This is a genomic window from Ramlibacter paludis, assembly GCF_022012305.1.
GTDB lineage: Bacteria > Pseudomonadota > Gammaproteobacteria > Burkholderiales > Burkholderiaceae_C > Ramlibacter > Ramlibacter paludis.
Genome location: NZ_JAKLTM010000005.1, coordinates 241,097 through 259,750, shown reverse-complemented (window position 1 = coordinate 259,750; position 18,654 = coordinate 241,097). Strand labels below are relative to the sequence as shown.

General features: G+C 69.2%; 20 protein-coding genes. 11 read left to right on the top strand and 9 right to left on the bottom strand.

Annotation, left to right across the window (positions count from 1 at the left end; translation table 11 throughout):
* The first annotated feature begins 37 nt into the window (after positions 1–37).
* The 3 genes from LZ009_RS18260 (at position 38) to LZ009_RS18250 (ending at position 2,687) form a co-directional block, all read left to right on the top strand.
* Positions 38–514: a MarR family winged helix-turn-helix transcriptional regulator gene (locus LZ009_RS18260; RefSeq protein ID WP_275699395.1), complete on the top strand. Its 477-nt coding sequence runs from the start codon at positions 38–40 to the stop codon at positions 512–514.
* A 71-nt stretch (positions 515–585) separates the two neighbouring features.
* The gene (locus tag LZ009_RS18255) at positions 586–1,257 is read left to right on the top strand and encodes a response regulator (RefSeq protein ID WP_275699394.1); all 672 of its coding nucleotides are present in this window, start codon (positions 586–588) and stop codon (positions 1,255–1,257) included.
* A complete protein-coding gene (locus tag LZ009_RS18250; RefSeq protein ID WP_275699393.1) occupies positions 1,254–2,687 on the top strand; it encodes a sensor histidine kinase in 1,434 nt (477 codons plus the stop codon). Before LZ009_RS18255 ends, LZ009_RS18250 begins: the two co-directional genes overlap by 4 nt.
* Here the strand turns inward: LZ009_RS18250 and LZ009_RS18245 are convergent.
* From LZ009_RS18245 to LZ009_RS18230, 4 genes are read right to left on the bottom strand one after another with little or no spacing between them, the layout of a single operon-like run.
* A complete protein-coding gene (locus tag LZ009_RS18245) occupies positions 2,680–3,333 on the bottom strand; it encodes a glutathione S-transferase family protein (protein WP_275699392.1) in 654 nt (217 codons plus the stop codon). The genes LZ009_RS18250 and LZ009_RS18245 overlap by 8 nt on opposite strands.
* A 17-nt stretch (positions 3,334–3,350) precedes the next feature.
* On the bottom strand, positions 3,351–4,007 hold the full coding sequence (locus LZ009_RS18240; RefSeq protein ID WP_275699391.1) for an SPOR domain-containing protein: 657 nt from the start codon (positions 4,005–4,007) through the stop codon (positions 3,351–3,353).
* Positions 4,008–4,013: 6 nt separating this feature from the next.
* Positions 4,014–4,775 (bottom strand): biotin--[acetyl-CoA-carboxylase] ligase, encoded by a 762-nt coding sequence (locus LZ009_RS18235; protein WP_275699390.1) that lies wholly within the window; start codon positions 4,773–4,775, stop codon positions 4,014–4,016.
* A 5-nt stretch (positions 4,776–4,780) separates the two neighbouring features.
* The gene (locus LZ009_RS18230) at positions 4,781–5,257 is read right to left on the bottom strand and encodes an SET domain-containing protein (RefSeq protein WP_275699389.1); all 477 of its coding nucleotides are present in this window, start codon (positions 5,255–5,257) and stop codon (positions 4,781–4,783) included.
* Positions 5,258–5,352: 95 nt separating this feature from the next.
* On the opposite strand from LZ009_RS18230, the gene LZ009_RS18225 reads away from it, so the two are divergent.
* The 5 genes from LZ009_RS18225 to LZ009_RS18205 all read left to right on the top strand — a co-directional run bounded on the left by LZ009_RS18225 (position 5,353) and on the right by LZ009_RS18205 (position 11,021).
* Positions 5,353–8,322, top strand: a complete 2,970-nt coding sequence (locus LZ009_RS18225; RefSeq protein ID WP_275699388.1) for a DNA topoisomerase III — start codon at positions 5,353–5,355, stop codon at positions 8,320–8,322.
* Between the two features lie 69 nt (positions 8,323–8,391).
* The gene (locus LZ009_RS18220; protein WP_275699387.1) at positions 8,392–8,946 is read left to right on the top strand and encodes a YbhB/YbcL family Raf kinase inhibitor-like protein; all 555 of its coding nucleotides are present in this window, start codon (positions 8,392–8,394) and stop codon (positions 8,944–8,946) included.
* 39 nt (positions 8,947–8,985) lie between these two features.
* Positions 8,986–10,041: an AI-2E family transporter gene (locus tag LZ009_RS18215; protein WP_275699386.1), complete on the top strand. Its 1,056-nt coding sequence runs from the start codon at positions 8,986–8,988 to the stop codon at positions 10,039–10,041.
* 78 nt (positions 10,042–10,119) lie between these two features.
* On the top strand, positions 10,120–10,692 hold the full coding sequence (locus tag LZ009_RS18210; protein ID WP_275699385.1) for a hypothetical protein: 573 nt from the start codon (positions 10,120–10,122) through the stop codon (positions 10,690–10,692).
* Positions 10,689–11,021 (top strand): hypothetical protein, encoded by a 333-nt coding sequence (locus LZ009_RS18205; protein ID WP_275699384.1) that lies wholly within the window; start codon positions 10,689–10,691, stop codon positions 11,019–11,021. The genes LZ009_RS18210 and LZ009_RS18205 overlap by 4 nt, the downstream gene beginning before the upstream one ends.
* Before the next feature lie 4 nt (positions 11,022–11,025).
* Here the strand turns inward: LZ009_RS18205 and LZ009_RS18200 are convergent, their stop codons facing one another.
* The 5 genes from LZ009_RS18200 to LZ009_RS18180 are packed head-to-tail and all read right to left on the bottom strand — an operon-like array spanning position 11,026 to position 16,166.
* Positions 11,026–12,399 carry an aldehyde dehydrogenase family protein gene (locus LZ009_RS18200; RefSeq protein WP_275699383.1) on the bottom strand — a complete coding sequence of 458 codons (1,374 nt, stop codon included), beginning with the start codon at positions 12,397–12,399 and terminating at the stop codon, positions 11,026–11,028.
* On the bottom strand, positions 12,396–13,163 hold the full coding sequence (locus LZ009_RS18195; protein ID WP_275699382.1) for a gamma-glutamyl-gamma-aminobutyrate hydrolase family protein: 768 nt from the start codon (positions 13,161–13,163) through the stop codon (positions 12,396–12,398). Before LZ009_RS18195 ends, LZ009_RS18200 begins: the two co-directional genes overlap by 4 nt.
* Positions 13,163–14,296, bottom strand: a complete 1,134-nt coding sequence (locus LZ009_RS18190) for an iron-containing alcohol dehydrogenase (protein WP_275699381.1) — start codon at positions 14,294–14,296, stop codon at positions 13,163–13,165. Before LZ009_RS18190 ends, LZ009_RS18195 begins: the two co-directional genes overlap by 1 nt.
* Positions 14,293–14,805: a GNAT family N-acetyltransferase gene (locus tag LZ009_RS18185; protein ID WP_275699380.1), complete on the bottom strand. Its 513-nt coding sequence runs from the start codon at positions 14,803–14,805 to the stop codon at positions 14,293–14,295. Before LZ009_RS18185 ends, LZ009_RS18190 begins: the two co-directional genes overlap by 4 nt.
* A complete protein-coding gene (locus LZ009_RS18180; RefSeq protein ID WP_275699379.1) occupies positions 14,805–16,166 on the bottom strand; it encodes a glutamine synthetase family protein in 1,362 nt (453 codons plus the stop codon). Before LZ009_RS18180 ends, LZ009_RS18185 begins: the two co-directional genes overlap by 1 nt.
* Positions 16,167–16,271: 105 nt before the next feature.
* On the opposite strand from LZ009_RS18180, the gene LZ009_RS18175 reads away from it, so the two are divergent.
* The 3 genes from LZ009_RS18175 to LZ009_RS18165 are packed head-to-tail and all read left to right on the top strand — an operon-like array spanning position 16,272 to position 18,633.
* Positions 16,272–17,117 (top strand): EamA family transporter, encoded by an 846-nt coding sequence (locus LZ009_RS18175; protein ID WP_275699378.1) that lies wholly within the window; start codon positions 16,272–16,274, stop codon positions 17,115–17,117.
* A 14-nt stretch (positions 17,118–17,131) separates the two neighbouring features.
* Positions 17,132–17,986 carry a LicD family protein gene (locus tag LZ009_RS18170; protein ID WP_275699377.1) on the top strand — a complete coding sequence of 285 codons (855 nt, stop codon included), beginning with the start codon at positions 17,132–17,134 and terminating at the stop codon, positions 17,984–17,986.
* Positions 17,983–18,633, top strand: coding sequence for an IspD/TarI family cytidylyltransferase (locus LZ009_RS18165; protein ID WP_275699376.1), 651 nt, complete (start codon positions 17,983–17,985; stop codon positions 18,631–18,633). The genes LZ009_RS18170 and LZ009_RS18165 overlap by 4 nt, the downstream gene beginning before the upstream one ends.
* Positions 18,634–18,654: the final 21 nt, after the last annotated feature.

Genomic DNA, 18,654 nt, shown 5'->3' with positions numbered 1-18,654 from the left:
AGGTTTTTTGGTCAGTTTGCCTTACGATCTGTGACCTATGGCACTTCACGACGACGGCTGGCGCCTCACGCATTTCGGCCGGCTCCTGGGCCACGCCATGCGCCGCTTCGACGCCCGCGTGCTGGACCTCATGGCGCACAACATCGACGTGCCGCTGGCGCTGTCGAACCTGGCCGCCCGCGCGCAGGTGAGCGCGGCCCACGTCCACATCACGCGCCACCTGGAGCTGCAGGGCACGCGATTGACCGACCTCGCCGAGCGTGCCGGCATGAGCAAGCAGGCCATGGGCGACCTGGTCGACCAGTGCGAGGCCTGGGGCCTGGTGACGCGCACGCCGGATCCGCGCGACGCCCGGGCGCGGCTGGTGCAGTTCACGCCCACCGGCCTCGCCTGGCTGCAGGCCTTCAAGGACGCGGTGGCGCAGGCGGAAAGCGAGTTCCGGGCGGAAGTGGGGCAGGACGTGGCAACGGTCGTCGCGATCGGCCTCGAGGCCTACGCCGGCGGCAACGCGTGAATGGTGGAGTCGCTGTCGCGAACCCACCCTACACTCGGGGAAAGTTCGCAGCAGGGGCCAAGGAGACAAGCATGCGCATCCTCATCGCGGAAGACGACCAGGTGCTGGCCGACGGGCTGCTGCGCAGCCTGCGCGCCTCGGGCGCCGCTGCGGACCACGTCGCCAGCGGCAGCGAAGCCGACGCGGCGCTGATGACGAACAACGAGTTCGACCTGCTGATCCTCGACCTCGGCCTGCCGAAGATGCACGGCCTGGAGGTGCTGCGCAAGCTGCGCGGCCGCGGCTCCACCATGCCGGTGCTGATCCTCACCGCCGCCGACGCGATCGAGGAGCGCGTGAAGGGCCTCGACCTGGGCGCCGACGACTACATGGCCAAGCCCTTCGCGCTGTCGGAGCTCGAAGCGCGCGTGCGGGCGCTGACGCGGCGCGGCATGGGTGTCACCAGCAACACGATCAAGCACGGCCCGCTGGTCTACGACCAGGCCGGCCGCGTCGCCACCATCGACGGCAAGATGGTCGAACTGTCGGCGCGCGAGCTGGGCCTGCTCGAGGTGCTGCTGCAGCGTGCCGGCCGCCTGGTGAGCAAGGACCAGCTCGTCGAGCGCCTGTGCGAGTGGGGCGAGGAGGTGAGCAACAACGCCATCGAGGTCTACATCCACCGCCTGCGCAAGAAGATCGAGAAGGGCCCGATCCGCATCGCCACCGTGCGCGGCCTGGGCTACTGCCTGGAAAAGATTCCTTGAAGATCTTCCAGCGTGAGCAACGCTCGCTGTTCGGGGAAATCCTCGACTGGATGCTCACGCCCCTGCTGCTGCTGTGGCCGGTGAGCCTGGCGCTCACCTGGCTGGTGGCGCAGAGCATCGCCGGCAAGCCCTTCGACCGCGCGCTCGAATACAACGTGCAGGCGCTTGCGCAGCTGGTCTCGGTGCAGGCGCAGCGCGCGAGCTTCAACCTGCCGCAGCCGGCGCGCGAGATCCTGCGCGCCGACGATTCCGACCAGGTCTACTACCAGGTGCTGGGCCCGCGCAGCGAACTGCTCTCCGGCGAACGCGACTTCCCGCAGCCGCCCGAGGACGAGCGTCCGGCGCCGGGCGAGACGCGCCTGCGCGACGCCGAGATGCGCGGCCTCGACGTGCGCGTGGCCTACACCTGGGTGCAGGTGCCCAACGCGGCGCCCGTGCTGGTGCAGGTGGCCGAGACGCGCGAGAAGCGCTCCGTGCTGGCCACCGAGATCATCAAGGGCGTGATGCTGCCGCAGCTGGTGATCCTGCCGCTGGCGGTGCTGCTGGTGTGGCTGGCGCTGGTGCGCGGCATCAAGCCGCTGTCGGAGCTGGAGGAGCGCATCCGCGCCCGCAAGCCCGACGACCTGAGCCCGCTCGACGAAAAGGTCGTGCCGCTGGAGGTGGCGCCGCTGGTGTCCTCGGTGAACGACCTGCTGACGCGCCTGAAGGGGTCCATCGCGACGCAGAAGCGCTTCCTCGCCGACGCGGCGCACCAGCTGAAAACGCCGCTCGCGGGCCTGCGCATGCAGGCCGACCTGGCGCAGCGCGAGCAGTTCAACGCCGAGGAGTTGAAGCGCTCGCTCAAGCAGATCGGCCGCTCCAGCGTCCGCGCGACGCACACGGTGAACCAGCTGCTGGCGCTTGCGCGCGCCGAAACCAGCGGCAAGGCGATGGTTCGCCAGCGCTGCGACCTGGCAGCGCTGGCGGTGGAGGCAGTGCGCGACACCGTGCCGCGCGCGATGGAAAAACACGTCGACCTGGGCTACGACGGCGCCCAGCCCGGCAGCCGCGGCGTGCAGCTGGAAGGCAACCCGACGCTGCTGAAGGAAATGATCCGCAACCTGCTCGATAACGCGGTGGCCTACACGCCTTCGAGCGCGCAGCAGCCCGGCGTGATCACGGCGCGCGTGCTGGCCGATCCCTTCGGCAAGGTCCTGGTGCTGCAGGTGGAGGACACCGGGCCGGGCATTCCGGAATCGGAGCGCGAACTGGTGTTCCAGCCCTTTTACCGCAGCATCGACACCAACGTGGACGGTTCGGGGCTCGGCCTGCCCATCGTGCGCGAGATCGCGCACCAGCACCAGGCGGAGATCACGATCGAGGATGCGCGCCCGGGCCACAACCCGCCCGGCACGCGCGTCAGCGTCCGCTTCGCCTCGGCGCTCAGCTAGGCTTGTACAGGTTCAGCTCGAGGCGTTCGCGCTCGATCGCGCGCTGCACGGCCGGCAGCTGCGCCACCTTCTGCACGTGCGCCCACAGCGCCTTGAACTGCGTCGGATCGACGTGCGCGAAGCCGCCCCAGCGCAGCAGCACCAGCGCATAGGCATCGAGCGGGCCGAAGCGCTCGCCGCCCAGGAAGGCCTGGCCCTTGTCGGCGGCGGCCTGCGCCATCGCCTCGATCTCCGCCAGCAGGCCGGGATACACCTTGGCCGCATGGGCCTTGATCGCCGCCTGCCCCTCGGGCGAATCGGTGAACTTGAAGGGCATGAAGAAGTGCGTGAAGGTCGGATGCACGCTGTTGTTCATCCACGCCAGGGTTTCCAGCGTCTTCGCCCGGGCCGCCGGGTCCTTCGGCAGGAACCCTTGCTCCGGATGCTTCGCGTCCAGGTAGGTCACGATCGCGAGGATCTGCGTGATCACCTGGTCGCCGTCGACCAGCACCGGCACCTGGCCGCGCGGGTTGATGGACTTGAAGGGCTCCTGCTGCTGCTCGCCCTTGTGCAGCTTGACCATCACCGGCTCGAAGGGCGCGCCTATCGTTTCCAGCAGCGTGTGCGGAACGAAGGAGCAGGCGCCGGGCGCGAAATACAGCTTCATGGGGGTCTCCTCGGATTTCAGCGGCAGGCCCGCAACGCGCGGGAATTGAGCGGCGCCTTCAGTTCGTCGAGGCGGGGCCGCAGGCTGTCGTCGACGGCGGAGAGCACCAGGCGCTGGCCACGCTGCTCGGGCCGCTCCTGCACGACGCGCGCCGTGTGCACGCCGCGGTCGCCCAGCGCCGCCAGGCCCTGGTTGGCGGCGGCCTCGCTGGTGAAGCCGCCCAGCGACAGGCCCGGTTCCAGCTCCGGATTGGCGGGCGCCTCGAAGGACACCCCCAGCTGCCGCAGCTCGGCCCGCTTGCGCGCCACCTGCTCGACGCCGGCATATTTGCCCATGTAGACGATCCAGCGCGCCGGCTCCACCAGCGGCTCGAAATTCCAGCTGCCGGCCGGCCAGCTATCCAGCACCTGGCGCAGCGCCGTCACGGTCGCATCGTCCAGGGCCGTGCTCGCCAGGCATTCGGGCGGCCGCGGCGCCTGGGCGGCCGCGGTCTCCGCGCGCTTGAGGTCGTCGGCCTTGAGCACGCGGATCGCTTCGGGCTTGATCTGCTGCGACAGGCGCTGGGGCTCGGATTGCTGCACCGGCCCGGCGCCCCAGGCCAGCAGGTAGCCCTGGGACCAGGCGTAGTAGCCACCATTGGCCAGCAGCAGGAGCAGGACGATCAGGCGCAGCATCGGGGTTCAGGAGGAGGCGGGCCGCACGCTCACCTCGGAGCTGCTGATGGCCTGCATGCCGGCCGCAGTATGCACCAGCAGGCTGCCGTCCTCCGTCACCCCGTGGGCCGTGCCCGCGGTGCCGTCGCTCAAGGTCACCGCCCGGTCGCGCAAGGCATCGCGCGCCTGGAAGCGGGCCTGGAAGGGCGCGAAGCCGTGCTGCTCGAAGAGCTGCAGGTTCCGCACCAGCGGCTCGGCGATGCGCAGCAGGGCGGCGCCGGCGTCGAGGCCGGCCTCCAGCTCCTGCAGCGAGATCGCCGGCGTCGACAGGCTTCCCAGCGGCGGCGCGATGTTCACGCCGATGCCGATCACCGCCTGGCGCGCCGGCCCGCCGCCGCCGAAACTGGCGGTTTCGATGAGGATGCCGGCCAGCTTGCGGTCGTCGACCCACAGGTCGTTGGGCCACTTGAGGCGGGTGCGCGGATGCAGGCTCTCGGCCACGCTCACCCCCACCGCCAGCGACAGGCCGGCCCAGTCCGGCGGCGCCAGCGGCAAGCCCAGCGAGAAGGTCAGGGAATCGCCGGGCTCGCCATGCCAGGCCCGGCCCAGGCGGCCGCGGCCGGCGGTCTGGCGTTCGGCCACCAGCAGCACCGGCTCGTTGCGGCCGGCGCGGGCGCGGCGCATCAGCTCGGTGTTGCTGGAGTCGATCTCGGGCAGGACTTCGACCGTAAAGCCTGGCAGCAGGGGCGCCACCGCCTCCCACACCGCCTCCGCCGGCCACCGGATCATGGCCTTCAGCGGCGGCGCTTGGGCGCCAGCAGGGTGCCGCGGCAGTTCTTGCTGCCGCACCAGCAGGGGTACTCGGCCTTGAGCTTCTTCGTATAAGGCTCGTCGATGATCAGGCCGTAGTCGTAGTTGAGTTCCTCGCCGGCCTTGATGTTGCGCAGGCTCTTGATGAAGACCCGGCCCTCTTCCTCGTCGGCCTCGCAGTTCGGGTTGCAGCTGTGGTTGATCCAGCGCGCCGCGTTGCCGCCCACGGCGGCGTCGATCACCCGGCCGTCGTCCACGTGGAAGTAGAAGGTATGGTTCGGGTCTTCCGGGTTCCAGGGATGCCGCCGCTGGGCTTCCTTCCAGGTGATGATTTCGCCGATGTACTCGATCAGGGTCTCGCCCTCGGGGATGTCCTGCAGGGCGAAGACCCCCTTGCCGTGGACGCCGGACTTGCGGACTTGAATTCTGCGGTTGGTCTTGGGAACTGCTGGAGCGGGCATCGGCGAAATTTCTGTTAACTTGGTTTCGTACACGTACGCGCGCGTGCGCGCACGCGAGAAGCGTCGATTGTAAGAACACTTGAGGTTCGTGCCCCGTGAGCAAAACATTAGTCATCGCCGAGAAGCCTTCCGTCGCCCAGGACATCGTCCGGGCGCTGACCCCCGTGGCCGGCAAGTTCGACAAGCACGACGAGTACTTCGAGAGTGAAAAGTACGTCGTCACCAGCGCCGTCGGCCACCTGGTGGAGATCCACGCGCCGGAGGAATTCGACGTCAAGCGCGGCAAGTGGAGCTTCGCCCACCTGCCGGTGATCCCGCCCTTCTTCGACCTGAAGCCGGTCGACAAGACCAAGTCGCGCCTGAACGCGGTGGTCAAGCTGGCCAAGCGCAAGGACATCACTGAGCTGGTGAACGCCTGCGACGCGGGCCGCGAGGGCGAGCTGATCTTCCGCCTGATCGAGCAGTTCGCGGGCGGCGCCAAGGGAGGCCTCGGCAAGCCCGTGCGCCGCCTGTGGCTGCAGTCGATGACGCCGCAGGCCATCCGCGACGGCTTCGACAAGCTGCGCAGCGACAAGCAGATGCAGGGCCTGGCCCACGCCGCCCGCTCGCGGTCCGAGGCCGACTGGCTGGTGGGTATCAACGGCACCCGCGCCATGACCGCCTTCAATTCGCGCGACGGCGGCTTCTTCCTCACCACCGTCGGCCGGGTGCAGACGCCCACGCTCGCGATCGTGGTCGAGCGCGAGGAGCAGATCCGCAAGTTCATCAGCCGCGACTACTGGGAAATCCACGGCAGCTTCCTGGCCGAGGCCGGCGAATACCCCGGCAAGTGGTTCGACCCCAAGTGGAAGAAGGACCCCGAGGACGCCGAGAAAAAGGCCGACCGGGTCTGGAGCGAGAAGGAAGCGCGCGCCATCGCCGATGCCGTTCGTGGCAAGGCGGCGACCGTCACCGAGGAATCCAAGCCGACCACTCAGGCTGCGCCCGGCCTGTTCGACCTGACCTCCTTGCAGCGCGAGGCCAACGGCCGCTTCGGCTATTCGGCCAAGACCACGCTGGCGCTGGCGCAGTCGCTGTACGAGCGGCACAAGGCCCTGACCTACCCGCGAACCGACTCGCGCCACCTGCCGCAGGACTACCTGAAGGTCGTGCACGACACCATGGGCATGCTGGCCGACAGCGGCATGAAGCACCTGGCGCCGTTTGCCGAACAGGCGATCAAGGAGCAGTACGTCAAGCCGACCAAGCGGGTCTTCGACGACACCAAGGTCTCGGACCACTTCGCCATCATCCCCACCCTGCAGGCGCCGAGCGGCCTGTCGGATGCCGAACAGAAGCTGTACGACCTGGTGGTGCGGCGCTTCCTGGCGGTGTTCTTCCCGAGCGCCGAGTACCTGGTCACCACCCGCATCAGCCAGGCCGTCGGCCACCACTTCAAGACCGAGGGCAAGGTGCTGGTCAAGCCGGGCTGGCTGGCCATCTACGGCAAGGAAGCGGCCGACCAGGTGGAGGACGCGAAGGAAGGCGACAAGGGCCAGAACCTGGTGCCCGTGAAGCCGGGCGAGATGGTGCGCACCGAGACCGCGGAGGCCAAGGGCCTCAAAACGCGGCCGCCGGCGCGCTACAGCGAAGCGACGCTGCTGGGCGCGATGGAAGGCGCCGGCAAGTTCGTGGAAGACGACGAACTGCGCGAGGCCATGCAGGAGAAGGGCCTGGGCACGCCAGCCACGCGGGCGGCCACCATCGAAGGCCTGATCAACGAGAAGTACATGCTGCGCGAAGGCCGCGAGCTGATCCCCACCGCCAAGGCGTTCCAGCTGATGACGCTGCTGCGCGGCCTGGGCGTGGAGGAACTGAGCAAGCCCGAACTGACCGGCGAATGGGAATACAAGCTGGCGCAGATGGAGCACGGCAAGCTCTCGCGCGAGCAGTTCATGCACGAGATCGCCGACATGACGAAGCGCATCGTCATGAAGGCCAAGGAGTACGACCGCGACACGGTGCCGGGCGACTATGCGACGCTGAAGGCGCCGTGCCCCAACTGCGGCGGCGTGGTGCAGGAGACCTACCGCCGCTACAACTGCGTGGGCAAGCCGGGCCAGCAGCCCTGCGGCTTCTCCTTCACCAAGATCCCCGCCGGCCGTGCCTTCGAGCTGGCCGAGGTCGAGGAATTCCTGACCAACAAGCGCATCGGCCCGCTGCAGGGCTTCCGCTCCAAGGCCGGCTGGCCCTTCACCGCCGAACTGGCGCTCGCCTACGACGAGGAAGAGAAGAACTGGAAACTGGAGTTCGACTTCGGCGAGGACAAGAACGCCGAGACCGGCGAGATCGTCGACTTCTCGGCGCAGGAGCCGCTGGGCCCCTGTCCGAAGTGCGGCCACAAGGTGTTCGAGTGGGGCAGCAACTACGTCTGCGAGCGCGCCGTGCCCACCCACGACCATCCCACGCCCACCTGCGACTTCCGAAGCGGCAAGATCATCCTGCAGCAGCCGGTGGAGCGCGAGCAGATGGCCAAATTGCTGGCCACGGGCAAGACGGACCTGCTGGACAAGTTCGTGTCCATGCGCACGCGCCGTGCCTTCAAGGCCTTCCTGGCCTGGGATGCCGAAGCGGGCAAGGTGAACTTCGAGTTCGAGCCGCGCAAGTCCAAGTTCCCGCCGCGGCCGGGCGCCGCCGGCAAGACGGCGAAGGAGCCGTCCACGCCCTACAAGGCCACCGCCAAGGCAGCCAAGGCGGCGGTGAAGACGGCCGCCAAGAAGGCGCCGGCCGTGAAGAAGGCCGCGCCGGCCAAGAAAGCCGCGGCGAAGAAGCCGGCCACGCCGCGCAAGACGGGCGCCGGCCTCAAGCCGAGCGCGGCACTGGCCGCCGTGGTGGGCAGCGAGCCGATCGCGCGCACCGAGGTCATCAAGCGCATCTGGGACTACATCAAGGCCAACGGCCTGCAGGATGCCAAGGACAAGCGCTCGATCAACGCCGATGCCAAGCTGGCGCCGGTGTTCGGCAAGCCGCAGGTGACGATGTTCGAGCTGGCGGGCATCGTTGGGAAGCACCTGAGCTCGGAGTAGCCGCACCGGCGCGTTGCGTCGCGCCGAGCCCGGGTGCATCATCGCCTCCCACAACGCCAGGAGGCCCCCATGTTCCGCATCGTGTTCGGCGCCGCACTGCTGGCAGCCGCACTCCCCGCCGCCGCCTTCAAGCTCGAAAGCCCCGACATCAAGGCGGGCGGCGTGATCGACAAGAAATTCGAGGCGAACGTGTTCGGCTGCGGCGGCGAGAACAAGTCGCCCGCGCTCAAGTGGAGCGGCGCGCCCAAGGACACGAAGAGCTTCGCCGTCACGGTCTACGACCCCGATGCGCCCACCGGCTCCGGCTGGTGGCACTGGTCGGTGATCAACATCCCGGCGACGGTGATGGAGCTGAAGCCCGACGCGGGCAACGCCAGCAACGCCAACCTGCCCGCCGGCGCCAGGCAGGTCCGGATCGACTACGGCACGGCGGCCTGGGGCGGCATGTGTCCGCCGCCGGGCGACAAGCCGCACCGCTACGTCTTCACCGTGCATGCGCTCAAGACGGACAAGCTCGACATCCCGGCCGATGCCACGGCCGCGCTGGCCGGATTCATGATCAATGCCAACGCCATCGGCAAGGCGAGCCTGATCGCGAAGTACGGGCGGCCCAAGGCGAAGTAGCGGCCCCCGACTGCGGGGCTGCCGGGCACAATCCGCCCGGTGAAGTCCCCCTTTCCCACCGAGCTTTCCTCCACCACGGCCGCGCTGCTGACCGAGCGGCTGCGCGTGCGCAGCATCCTCGTCTGCGGCCTCGCCCTGCTGGCGATCCTGTGGCTGCACCTGCTGTCGGCCCTGTTCGCCGGGCTGGCCGGCTTCGTCCTCTACCGGGCCGTGCGCAAGTACACCGACCCGGCCGGGGGCTCCTGGAAGACGCGCGCCCTGCGCTGGGCCTTGCTGGCCACCGGCGTCACGGCCTTCGCGCTGGCGGTGCTGGCCGGCTTCGAGCTGCTGTTCAACGTCTCGTCCGGCGGCCTGCCGCGCCTGCTGCAGCTGCTGGCCGACACGCTGGACCAGATCCGGGCCACGGCGCCCGGCTGGATCGTCGCGCGCCTGCCCGAGTCGGCCGACGCCGTGCAGCATGCCGTGAGCGACTGGCTGCGCGCCCACGCCCACGAGGTGCCGCGCTGGAGCGGCGAGGCGCTCAAGGTGCTGGTGCACATCATCATCGGCCTGGCGATCGGCCTGATGGCGGCCACCGCGCCGGCCGGCCGCCGCAACTCGCAGGAGCCGAGCCGGCCGCTGGTGCAGCTGGCGCAGTCGCGGCTGCGGCAACTGGCCACGGCCTTCGCCGACGTGTTCGCGGCCCAGCTGCGCATCTCGGCCATCAATGCCGCGCTGACCGCGCTGTACCTGCTGGTGCTGCTGCCGGCGCTCGGCTACCGGGTGCCGCTGGCGCCCACGCTGGTGGCGCTCACCTTCTTCGGCAGCCTGGTGCCCATCATCGGCAACCTGGTGTCGAACACCGCCATCACGCTGGCCGCGCTGACGGTGTCGGTCTGGCTGGGGATCGCGTCGCTGGGCTTCCTGATCGTGGTCCACAAGCTGGAGTACTTCCTCAACGCGCGCATCGTCGGCGGCCGCACCAACGTGCCGACCTACGCCATGCTGGCATCGATGCTGGTGCTGGAAGCGGCGTTCGGCGTTCCCGGACTGGTGGCCGCGCCGATCTACTGCGCCTGGCTGGTGCGCGAGATGCGCGGCGAGGACTGGGTGTAACTCCTCATTAGGAGGCTGGACGGGCGCCACGCCCGTCCTTAAGCTGGCGCTACCGTCTTCCTGGAGGGGAGGTGTGCCATGACCGCCTTCGAGATCGTCGCGCTCCTCGGCGCCTTTGCCGGCATTTCGATGGTGCTCGGCGGCATCTGGCTGGTGGCCAAGGGCGCGCTCACCATGGCCGCCACGCCCAAGGCCGACGCGATCACCATCGAGTGGAAGAAGCAGTTCCGCATCAACACCCAGGTGCCGGGCATCGCCTTCTTCCTGGTCGGGCTGCTGTTCATCACGCTGTCGCTCGGCTTCCTCAAGCCGCCCGAGCTGGTGCCGATCGAGTTCGAGGGCGAGATCAAGGGCATCGACGAAGCCCCCAACATCGTGGTGCGGCCGGCCAACTGGGAACTGCCGGCCAGCACCGGCGGCCACATCAACGGCCGTGTCTATCCCGACCTGTCGGTGGTGGTGCTGGTGATCAACGCGCCCGGCTACGAGCCTTTCACCAAGTCGATCCGCATCGGCGCCGACGGCCGCCGCATCGCCAGGCTCGGCACGCTGGAACTGCGGCGCAAGGTGAAGGAAAGCGAGCTCGAAAAGCGCATCGCCACCTTGCCCTTCCCGGTGCCGCCGGTGGAAAGTTTCGGGGTCGCGCAATGATCGGTCGGCGCACCCTGCTGGCGGCGCTGGCCGCCGCTGCGTGGCCGGCGGCGCGCGCGCAAGCCCCGCGCGACGCGACGGTGCCGGTGCACGGCCAGCTGCTCTCGCGCAGCAGCGGCCCGGTGCCGGGCTGCACTTCGTACCTGGTGCACGAGCGGCTCGGGCGCAGCACGCCTTCGCGCACCGACAACTACGGCCGCTTCGGCTGGACGGCCATCCCGGTGCGCAGGGAGCCGTACTTCCTGGAGCTGTACTGGGGCAGCAAGCTGATCTACCGCAGCCAGGTGCTGGTGCAAGGGCCGCTGGTGCTGCAGCCTATCGTGCTGTAGCGGATCAAGCCGCGCGCAGGTGCCAGGCCTTCGGCCGCGTGAACGCCTGGATCCCGTACTTCGACAGCGTGAGGCCCACGCCCGAATCGCCGACGCCGCTCCAGGGCAGCCGGGGGCTGACACGGTCGCAGCAGTTCCAGTAGACGCTGCCCGCCCGCACCTGCGACAGGATGCGCTTCGCCCTTTGCTCGTCGCGCGTGTAGACGCCCGCGGTGAGGCCGTAGCGCGTGTCGTTCATCAGCTTCACCGCCTCCTCGTCGCCGCCCACCTTCTGGATGCCGATGACGGGGCCGAAGCTTTCCTCGCGCATCACTTCCATCGTGTGGTCGACGTTGGTCAGCACCGTGGCGTCGAACCAGTTGCCTTCGTCGATGCGGCGCTCGCCGCCCGTGCGCAGCACCGCGCCCTTGGCGATGGCGTCCTCCACCTGCGACTCCAGCACGTCGAGCTGCGGCGCGCGCGTGATGGCGCCGATGTAGGTCTCTTCGTTCATCGGGTCGCCGCGCTTCATGCCTTGCACGGTCTTCACGAAGGCCTCCACGAAGGCGTCGTGGATCTTCTCGTGCACGTAGATGCGCTCCACCGAGCAGCAGCTCTGGCCGGTGTTGTACATCGCGCCGTCGGCCAGCGATTCCGCCGCTGCCTGCGGATCGGCGTCCTCGCAGACGTAGGTCGGATCCTTGCCGCCCAGCTCCAGCTGCAGGCGTACGAAGCGCTGACCCACGGCCTGCGCGATCCGCTGCCCGGTCGCGTGCGAGCCGGTGAAGAACACGCCGTCCACCTTCTGTTCCAGCAGCGCGGCGCCGACCTCGCCGCCGCCCACCAGGCAGACCATCACGTCGCGCGGCACGCCGGCCTCGTGCAGCAGGCGCGCGATCTCCAATCCGGTCAGGGTGCTGAACTCCGACGGCTTGTAGAGCACCGCATTGCCGGTCAGCAGCGCCGGCAGGATGACGTTGCAGCCCACGAACCAGGGATAGTTCCAGGCCGAGATGTTGGCGACGACGCCCAGCGGCGCATGCTCGATCTGCTCGCGCATGCCGCCTTCCTCGTGCACGGTCTCCGCCGCCGTGGCGGCTTCGGTTTCCGCCAGGAAGAAATCGATGCGCGGCAGCAGGCCGTTGAGCTCGTTGCGCGACATCTTGATCGGCTTGCCGGTCTCGCGCGTCATGGTGGAGGCCAGCTGCTCGAGGTCGCGCAGCACGCCCTCGCGGAACTTCCGGATGCAGGCGGCGCGCTGCTTCAGCGGCAGCGCGGCCCAGGCCGGTTGCGCCGCGCGTGCGGCGGCCGCCTTGGCGGCCACGGCCTCGGCATCGTCGGCAGGCAGCGAGATGACCAGTTCGCCCGTCGCCGGGTTGTGGATGGAAAGGGTGCTCATTCTTTGCGGGCGCGGCGCGCCGCCTCCAGGAAGTCGCGCAGCAGCGGCGTGTCGTCCACCACGCCCAGCTCGGGCCGGTGGAACTCGGGATGCCACTGCACGGCGGCGATCCAGTCTTCCTGGTGGCGGATGGCTTCGATCACGCCGTCGACCGGCGACACGGCTTCCACGCGGAAGCCGGGCGCGACGTCCTTGATGCCCTGGTGGTGCACGCTGTTGATCTTGTGGCGGCCGGTGCCGATCAGGCCGGCCAGGCGGCTGTCGGGAAGGATGTCGACCTGGTGGAAGTTGAGGTCGTAGGCCGCGGCATCGCGGTGCACGAGCGCCCCCGGTTTCTGCGTGCTGATGTCCTGGTACAGCGTGCCGCCGTGCGCCACGTTGATCAACTGCAGGCCGCGGCAGATGCCGAACACGGGCTTGCCGGCGGCGACGAAGGCCTTGACCAGCGCGATCTCGTACTCGTCGCGCACGCGGTCGCCGTGCCACTCGGGCCGCAGCGGCTGTTCTCCGTAGCTGCCCGGCCAGACGTCGGCGCCGCCGTGCATCACCAGCCCGTCCAGCCACTGCGCGAAGTCGTCCACCGTGATCTCGCCGCGAAAGGTCTTGCCGCTCAGCGACGGCACCATCACCGGCAGCGCGCCTTCGGACATCACCCAGTGCGCGGTGGACTGCTCGATCCACAGCAGCGTCTTGGAAGGCGCGGCCTTGCGCTCCCCGTCCGGATGGAAGAAGCAGGCCGAGATGCCGATGCGCAGCCGCTCCATCACATCGCCGCCGCGAACAGGCGCTCGAAGTCGGCGGCCGTCACCGGCCGCGGGTTGGTCTGGTGGCAGATGTCCTTGACGGCGATGTCCACCAGCCGCGGGATCTGGTCCTGCTTCACGCCGTGCGAAGACAGGCTGCCGGTGATGCCGATGTCCTGCTTCAGCTGCTTGAGCCAAGGCACGAAGGCGGCGCCGCCGCCCGGCACCTTGCACGCGTGCGCCAGCTCCTCGAACTTCTCCGGCACCGTCTCCTGGTTCCAGGCCAGCACCGTGTCGATCATGAGCGCGTTGGCCAGGCCGTGGTGCAGGTCGCAGACCGCGCCGAGCGCGTGCGCCGCCGAGTGCACCGCGCCCAGGTCCTTCTGGAAGGCGATCGCGCCCATCATGGAACTCATCATCATGTCGCTGCGCGCCGCGAGGTTGCCGGGCTCCTTGACCGCCGTGCGCAGCGAACGCGCCGCGATGCGCGCGCCCTCCAGCGCGATGCCGTCGCACAGCGGATGGTAGGCGGGCGACAGGTAGCTCTCGATGTTGTGCGTGAGCGCGTCCATGCCGGTCGCGGCGGTCACGTGCGGGGGCAGCGCCAGCGTCAGCTCGGGATCGGCGAACACCTTCTTCGCCAGGATCTTCGCGCTGAACACCACGCGCTTGAGGTGCGTGTCGTCCTCGCTCACCACCGAGGAGCGGCCCACCTCCGAGCCGGTGCCGGCGGTGGTCGGCAGCGCGACGAAGTACGGCAGGTCCTTCTCGATGGCGCGCACCTGCGGATGGTCCCAGGCGTATTCGATGATGTCGCCAGGATGCGTGGCCGCGATGCCCACGACCTTGGCGACATCCAGCGCAGCGCCGCCGCCGAAGCCGATCACGCTGTCGGCGCGGTGCGCCTTGTAGGCCTCGGCGCCGGCCATCACCTGGCTCGCGGTCGGGTTGCCGAAGACGCCGCTGAACACCGCGACGTCGAGACCGCCCAGGTGCGACTGGAATTCGGCCAGCACGGGCAAGGCCGCCAGCGCCTTGTCGGTGACGATCAAGGGCCGCTTCAAGCCATGCGCCAGCAGGTGCTTGGCAACCTCCTTGCGGGCGCCGGGGCCGAACTGGATGGCGGTGGGAAAGGAAAAGCTGGAGAGCGTCATGCTTGGGTGAGGTCGAGGACCATGTGGTTCTTGCCGTAGTACTGCGTGCCGACCTTGATGGCGCGCGGCTCGATGCCGAAGGAGCGGAAGCCGCAGCGTTCGTAGAGGCGGCGCGCCGCTTCGTTGTTGTCGGTGACGGTCAGCACCAGCGATTCCAGGCCCTGCGTCCGGCTGTGCGCCACCAGGGCCTGCAGCAACTGCGCGCCGATGCCGTGGCCCGTCGCTTCGGGTGCGACGTACATGCCGACCACCTTGGCCCGGTGCTGCACCTTGGCCCGGCCCTCGCGCTCCAGGCCGATGGCGCCGCACAGCTCGTTGCCGCGGAAAGCGCCCCAGAACCGGTTCTTCTGCGAAGACAGCCGCGTTTCCATCGCCTCGGGCGGCTTCTGCGAATCTTCCTCGTAGCTGGAGGTGAAGGCCTCGGGATGTTCGCGCAGGCCGCGCAGGCGGAACGCGCGATAGCTCGCCGCGTCGGCGGCCACGAGGGGGCGGATCAGCACGTCGGCCATCAGATGATCTCGAAGTAGCGCTTCAATTCCCAGTCGGTCACCGCATCCTGCCACTGCCGCCATTCCCACTCGCGGGTGGCGGCGAAGTGATCGACGAAGGTGTCGCCCAGCCAGTCGCGGGCCACTTCCGACTCGCGGAACTTGCGCGCCGTCTCGATCAGCGTGCGCGGCGCCCGCGGCACGTTCTCGCCGCCCTGGTTGCTGCCGGTGATGGGCGGCGCGGTGAGCTTCAGGCCCTTCTCCACGCCGTGCAAACCCGCCGCGATGACGGCCGCCATCGCGAGATAGGGGTTCACGTCGGCACCGGGGCAGCGCGTTTCGAGGCGCGTCGCCTTGGCCGAACCGGCGATCACGCGGAAGCTCGCCGTGCGGTTGTCGATGCCCCAGGTCGGCTTCACCGGCGCCCAGAAACCGTCGACCAGGCGCTTGTAGCTGTTGATCGTGGGCCACAGCATCGGCCCGAAATCCATCATGCAGGCAACCTGGCCGGCCAGGTAGCTCTCGAACAGCGCGCTCATCTTGCGGGGGCTGGCGCCGTCGTAGAACAGGTTGGACTTGCCGTCCGACAGGCTCTGGTGGATGTGGCCGCTGCAGCCCGGGTACTTCTGGCTCCACTTGGCCATGAAGCTGGGCATGATGCCGAAGCGCTTGCCGATCTCGCGCGCGCCGGTCTTGAACAGGATGGCGCGGTCGGCCTGCTCCAGCGCCGTCGAAAAGCCGATCGCCACTTCGTAGACGCCGGGGCCGGTCTCGGTGTGCAGGCCTTCGATCGGCACGTTGAAGGCCAGCATCTCGTCCATCAGCGCGTTGAAGAACCCGGGGTTGTCGGCCATGCGCAGCAGCGAATAGCCGAACATGCCGGGCGTGATCGGCTCGGGCGGCACGCCGTTCTTGGCGGCCCAGGTGTGCGGCGTCTCGCGGAAGTTGAACCACTCGAATTCCATGCCGCACATCGGCTGGAAGCCCAGCTTCTCGGCGCGCGCCAGCACCTTCTTGAGCGTCTGCCGCGGGCACACGGGATGCGGCGAGCCGTCGGCGTTGACGAATTCGCCCAGGAAAAAAGGCACGTTGTCGTCCCAGGGCACCTTGCGCGCCGTGTCGAGGTCGACCTGCGCCAGCGCGTCCGGATAGCCGTGCTGCCAGCCGGTGACCGAGGTGTTGTCGTAGGTGGAGTCGGTCATGTCCCAGCCGAACACCACGTCGCAGAAGCCGAAGCCGCCGCTGGCCGCGCCCTCGAACTTGTCGATGTGCAGGTACTTGCCGCGCAGCACGCCGTCGATGTCGCTCACGGCCACCTTCACCTTGGTGGCGCCGTTCTTCTTCAATTCGGCGAGCGCCGGATGGGTCTTGCGGTCAGGCATGGGTCTCCCGAGGGTTCGAGGAAATCCTAGCGCGGATGGGCGAAGCGCGGGGCCGTTTGGGCCATGATGGCGGCCCATGGCGCAAACCTTTACCACCCTCCCCGCATGACGCTCACCTGGCCGGTGGTGGCCGCCGTCCTCGTCGGGGCCCTGCTGCACGCAAGCTGGAACGCGATGGTCAAGTCCAGCCACGACAAGGCGCTGGACACCGCGGTGATCCACCTCATCGGCTCGGTGGTCGCGCTGCCGCTCGCTTTCGTGGTCGGACTGCCGCCGGCGGCGTGCTGGCCGTACATCGCGTTCTCGGTCACGATCCACATCGGCTACTACTTCGCGCTGGCCGGGGCCTACAAGCACGGCGAGCTCGGATTGACCTATCCGCTGATGCGGGGCACGGCGCCGCTGCTGGTGGCGCTGGCCTCCACGGTGACGGTGGGCGAGTCGCTCTCGCCGCTGGCCTGGGCCGGCGTGCTGGGGGTGTGCTGCGGCGTGCTCACGCTGGGCCTGTCGCGGCATGCGCTCGATTCGAAGCGGGCCGTGGCCTACGCGCTGGCCAACGCCGTGATCATCGCGATCTACACGGTGGTCGACGCGCTGGGAGCGCGCGCTTCGGGCAATCCGCTGCAATACGTGGTGATGCTGTTCGTGCTGGATGGCTGGCCCTTCGGCCTGATCGTGCTGATGCGGCGCGGCACCGCCGTGGCCTGGCCTTACGCGCGCAAGCGCGCGCCGGTGGCGCTGGTGGGCGCGACCGCTTCGCTCGGCTCGTATGGAATCGCCTTGTGGGCGATGACCAAGGCGCCGGTGGCGACGGTGGCGGCGCTGCGCGAAACCTCGGTGCTGTTCGCCGCGCTGCTGGGCACCTGGTTGCTGAAGGAGCGCTTCAGCGTGCGCCGGGCCGTGGGCACGGCGACCATCCTGGCCGGCGTGTTCGCTTTAAGGCTGGGCTAGGCACAATGGTCGCCATGACGCAGGCGGCGCTTCAACAGATCCAGTCCGGCCTGGCCGGCGCGCAGGCCGCCCTGCTGCAAGGCGAGCTGGAAGCCATGCACGCGCACCTGGCGCGCACGCTCGACGCGCTGGCGGAGGTCACGCGCGCCGGCTTCGTCCCGCAGCAGGACCGCCCGGCCGTCCCCTGGGACGAAGCCCGCGCCACGCAACTGGTGTGGGACCTGTTGTCCCGCCTGAAGGCCGCCGACTGCCACGTCTTTCCTTTCGCCGGCACCCTGCTGGGCCTGGAGCGCGACGGCCGCCTGCTGCCCAACGACAAGGACGCGGACTTCGGCGTCTGGCTGGAGGACTTTTCGCTGGTCGGCAGGCTGTTGCAGCAATGGGGCTTGCGCCGCGCGACCGACACGCCGCCCTTCGCCAACATGGCCACCTTCGTCGATGCGGCCACCGGCTATTCCGTCGACCTGTTCGGCCTGCGGCGCGACCCGTACCACCATCGCACCGAAGGCGGCGTGTGGCTCTACGGCAAGCCCGCTTCGTACCAGCGGGTGCTGCACCTGCCCTGGTTCGAACTCGCGCCGCGCCAGGGCGTGTGGTGGCCGGAGACGCCTGCCTTGCTGCTGCAAGCCCTCTACGGCGACTGGCGCACGCCGCGGTCCGAGTGGGATTCGCTGATCTCCAACCAGTCGGTGCAGGACCTCAACCTGAACTGGCACTGCTGGGCGCTGCGCAGCCTGTGCACGTCGTGGCTGGGCGGGGACTTGGGCAAGACCCGGCGCCTGCTCGACCAGGTGCTGGTCCGCACCGGCGACGTTGCGCCTTACGTCGCCTGGCGCGATGCGCTCGATGCGGGCCTGGGCGCGCCGTGACGAATCCCGCCGACGTCTCCGTGCTGATTCCCGCCGCCGGCGCGGGCGAGCGCCTCGGCCAAGGGCCCAAGGCCTGGCTGCCGCTGGCCGGCCGGCCGCTGGTGGAATGGGTCGCCGCCAAAGGCCGGCAGCTGGGCGTCGAAGTGCTCGTGGCCTGCGCCCCCGGCATGCCCGCGCCCACCGGCACGATCGCCGTCGAAGGCGGGGCCACGCGGCAGGACAGCGTGCTGCGGCTGGCCGCCCGCGCGACCCGCCCCTGGAGCCTGCTGTGGGACGCGGCCAGTCCCTTTGCTTCGCTGGACTTGTGCCGCAGCGTGCTGGCCGCGGCCGTGCCGACGGGCGCGGCCGTCGCCTACCTGCCGGCGCTGGTGACGGGCCTGGACGTGCGCGATGGCCGCGTGATCGCTGCACGTGCAGCCGACGGCAGCGGCAGCACGCAGACCCCCCAAGCCTATGCGAGCGAGCTCCTGCGCAAGCTCACCACGCAAGCCCAGGCCGAAGGCTGGCGCACGCAGTCGACCGCCGAGCTGGTGCTGCGTGCCGGCCTGCCGCTGGCCGCCGTGCCCGGCGAGCGGCTCAACATCAAGCTCACCACGCCCGACGACTGGATCCTGGCCCAGGCCCTGCTCGACCGCCTGCACCGGTGAAACCCCGGGGTGCGGCGCTTG

Coding starts and splice junctions, on each gene's coding strand:
- LZ009_RS18175 (WP_275699378.1), top strand. CDS start 16,272: ATGACGCTCACCTGGCCGGTGGTGGCCGCCGTCCTCGTCGGGGCCCTG.
- LZ009_RS18260 (WP_275699395.1), top strand. CDS start 38: ATGGCACTTCACGACGACGGCTGGCGCCTCACGCATTTCGGCCGGCTC.
- LZ009_RS18230 (WP_275699389.1), bottom strand. CDS start 5,257: ATGCCCGCTCCAGCAGTTCCCAAGACCAACCGCAGAATTCAAGTCCGC.
- LZ009_RS18200 (WP_275699383.1), bottom strand. CDS start 12,399: ATGAGCACCCTTTCCATCCACAACCCGGCGACGGGCGAACTGGTCATC.
- LZ009_RS18210 (WP_275699385.1), top strand. CDS start 10,120: ATGACCGCCTTCGAGATCGTCGCGCTCCTCGGCGCCTTTGCCGGCATT.
- LZ009_RS18195 (WP_275699382.1), bottom strand. CDS start 13,163: ATGGAGCGGCTGCGCATCGGCATCTCGGCCTGCTTCTTCCATCCGGAC.
- LZ009_RS18190 (WP_275699381.1), bottom strand. CDS start 14,296: ATGACGCTCTCCAGCTTTTCCTTTCCCACCGCCATCCAGTTCGGCCCC.
- LZ009_RS18235 (WP_275699390.1), bottom strand. CDS start 4,775: ATGATCCGGTGGCCGGCGGAGGCGGTGTGGGAGGCGGTGGCGCCCCTG.
- LZ009_RS18220 (WP_275699387.1), top strand. CDS start 8,392: ATGTTCCGCATCGTGTTCGGCGCCGCACTGCTGGCAGCCGCACTCCCC.
- LZ009_RS18170 (WP_275699377.1), top strand. CDS start 17,132: ATGACGCAGGCGGCGCTTCAACAGATCCAGTCCGGCCTGGCCGGCGCG.
- LZ009_RS18240 (WP_275699391.1), bottom strand. CDS start 4,007: ATGCTGCGCCTGATCGTCCTGCTCCTGCTGCTGGCCAATGGTGGCTAC.
- LZ009_RS18180 (WP_275699379.1), bottom strand. CDS start 16,166: ATGCCTGACCGCAAGACCCATCCGGCGCTCGCCGAATTGAAGAAGAAC.
- LZ009_RS18245 (WP_275699392.1), bottom strand. CDS start 3,333: ATGAAGCTGTATTTCGCGCCCGGCGCCTGCTCCTTCGTTCCGCACACG.
- LZ009_RS18255 (WP_275699394.1), top strand. CDS start 586: ATGCGCATCCTCATCGCGGAAGACGACCAGGTGCTGGCCGACGGGCTG.
- LZ009_RS18185 (WP_275699380.1), bottom strand. CDS start 14,805: ATGGCCGACGTGCTGATCCGCCCCCTCGTGGCCGCCGACGCGGCGAGC.
- LZ009_RS18205 (WP_275699384.1), top strand. CDS start 10,689: ATGATCGGTCGGCGCACCCTGCTGGCGGCGCTGGCCGCCGCTGCGTGG.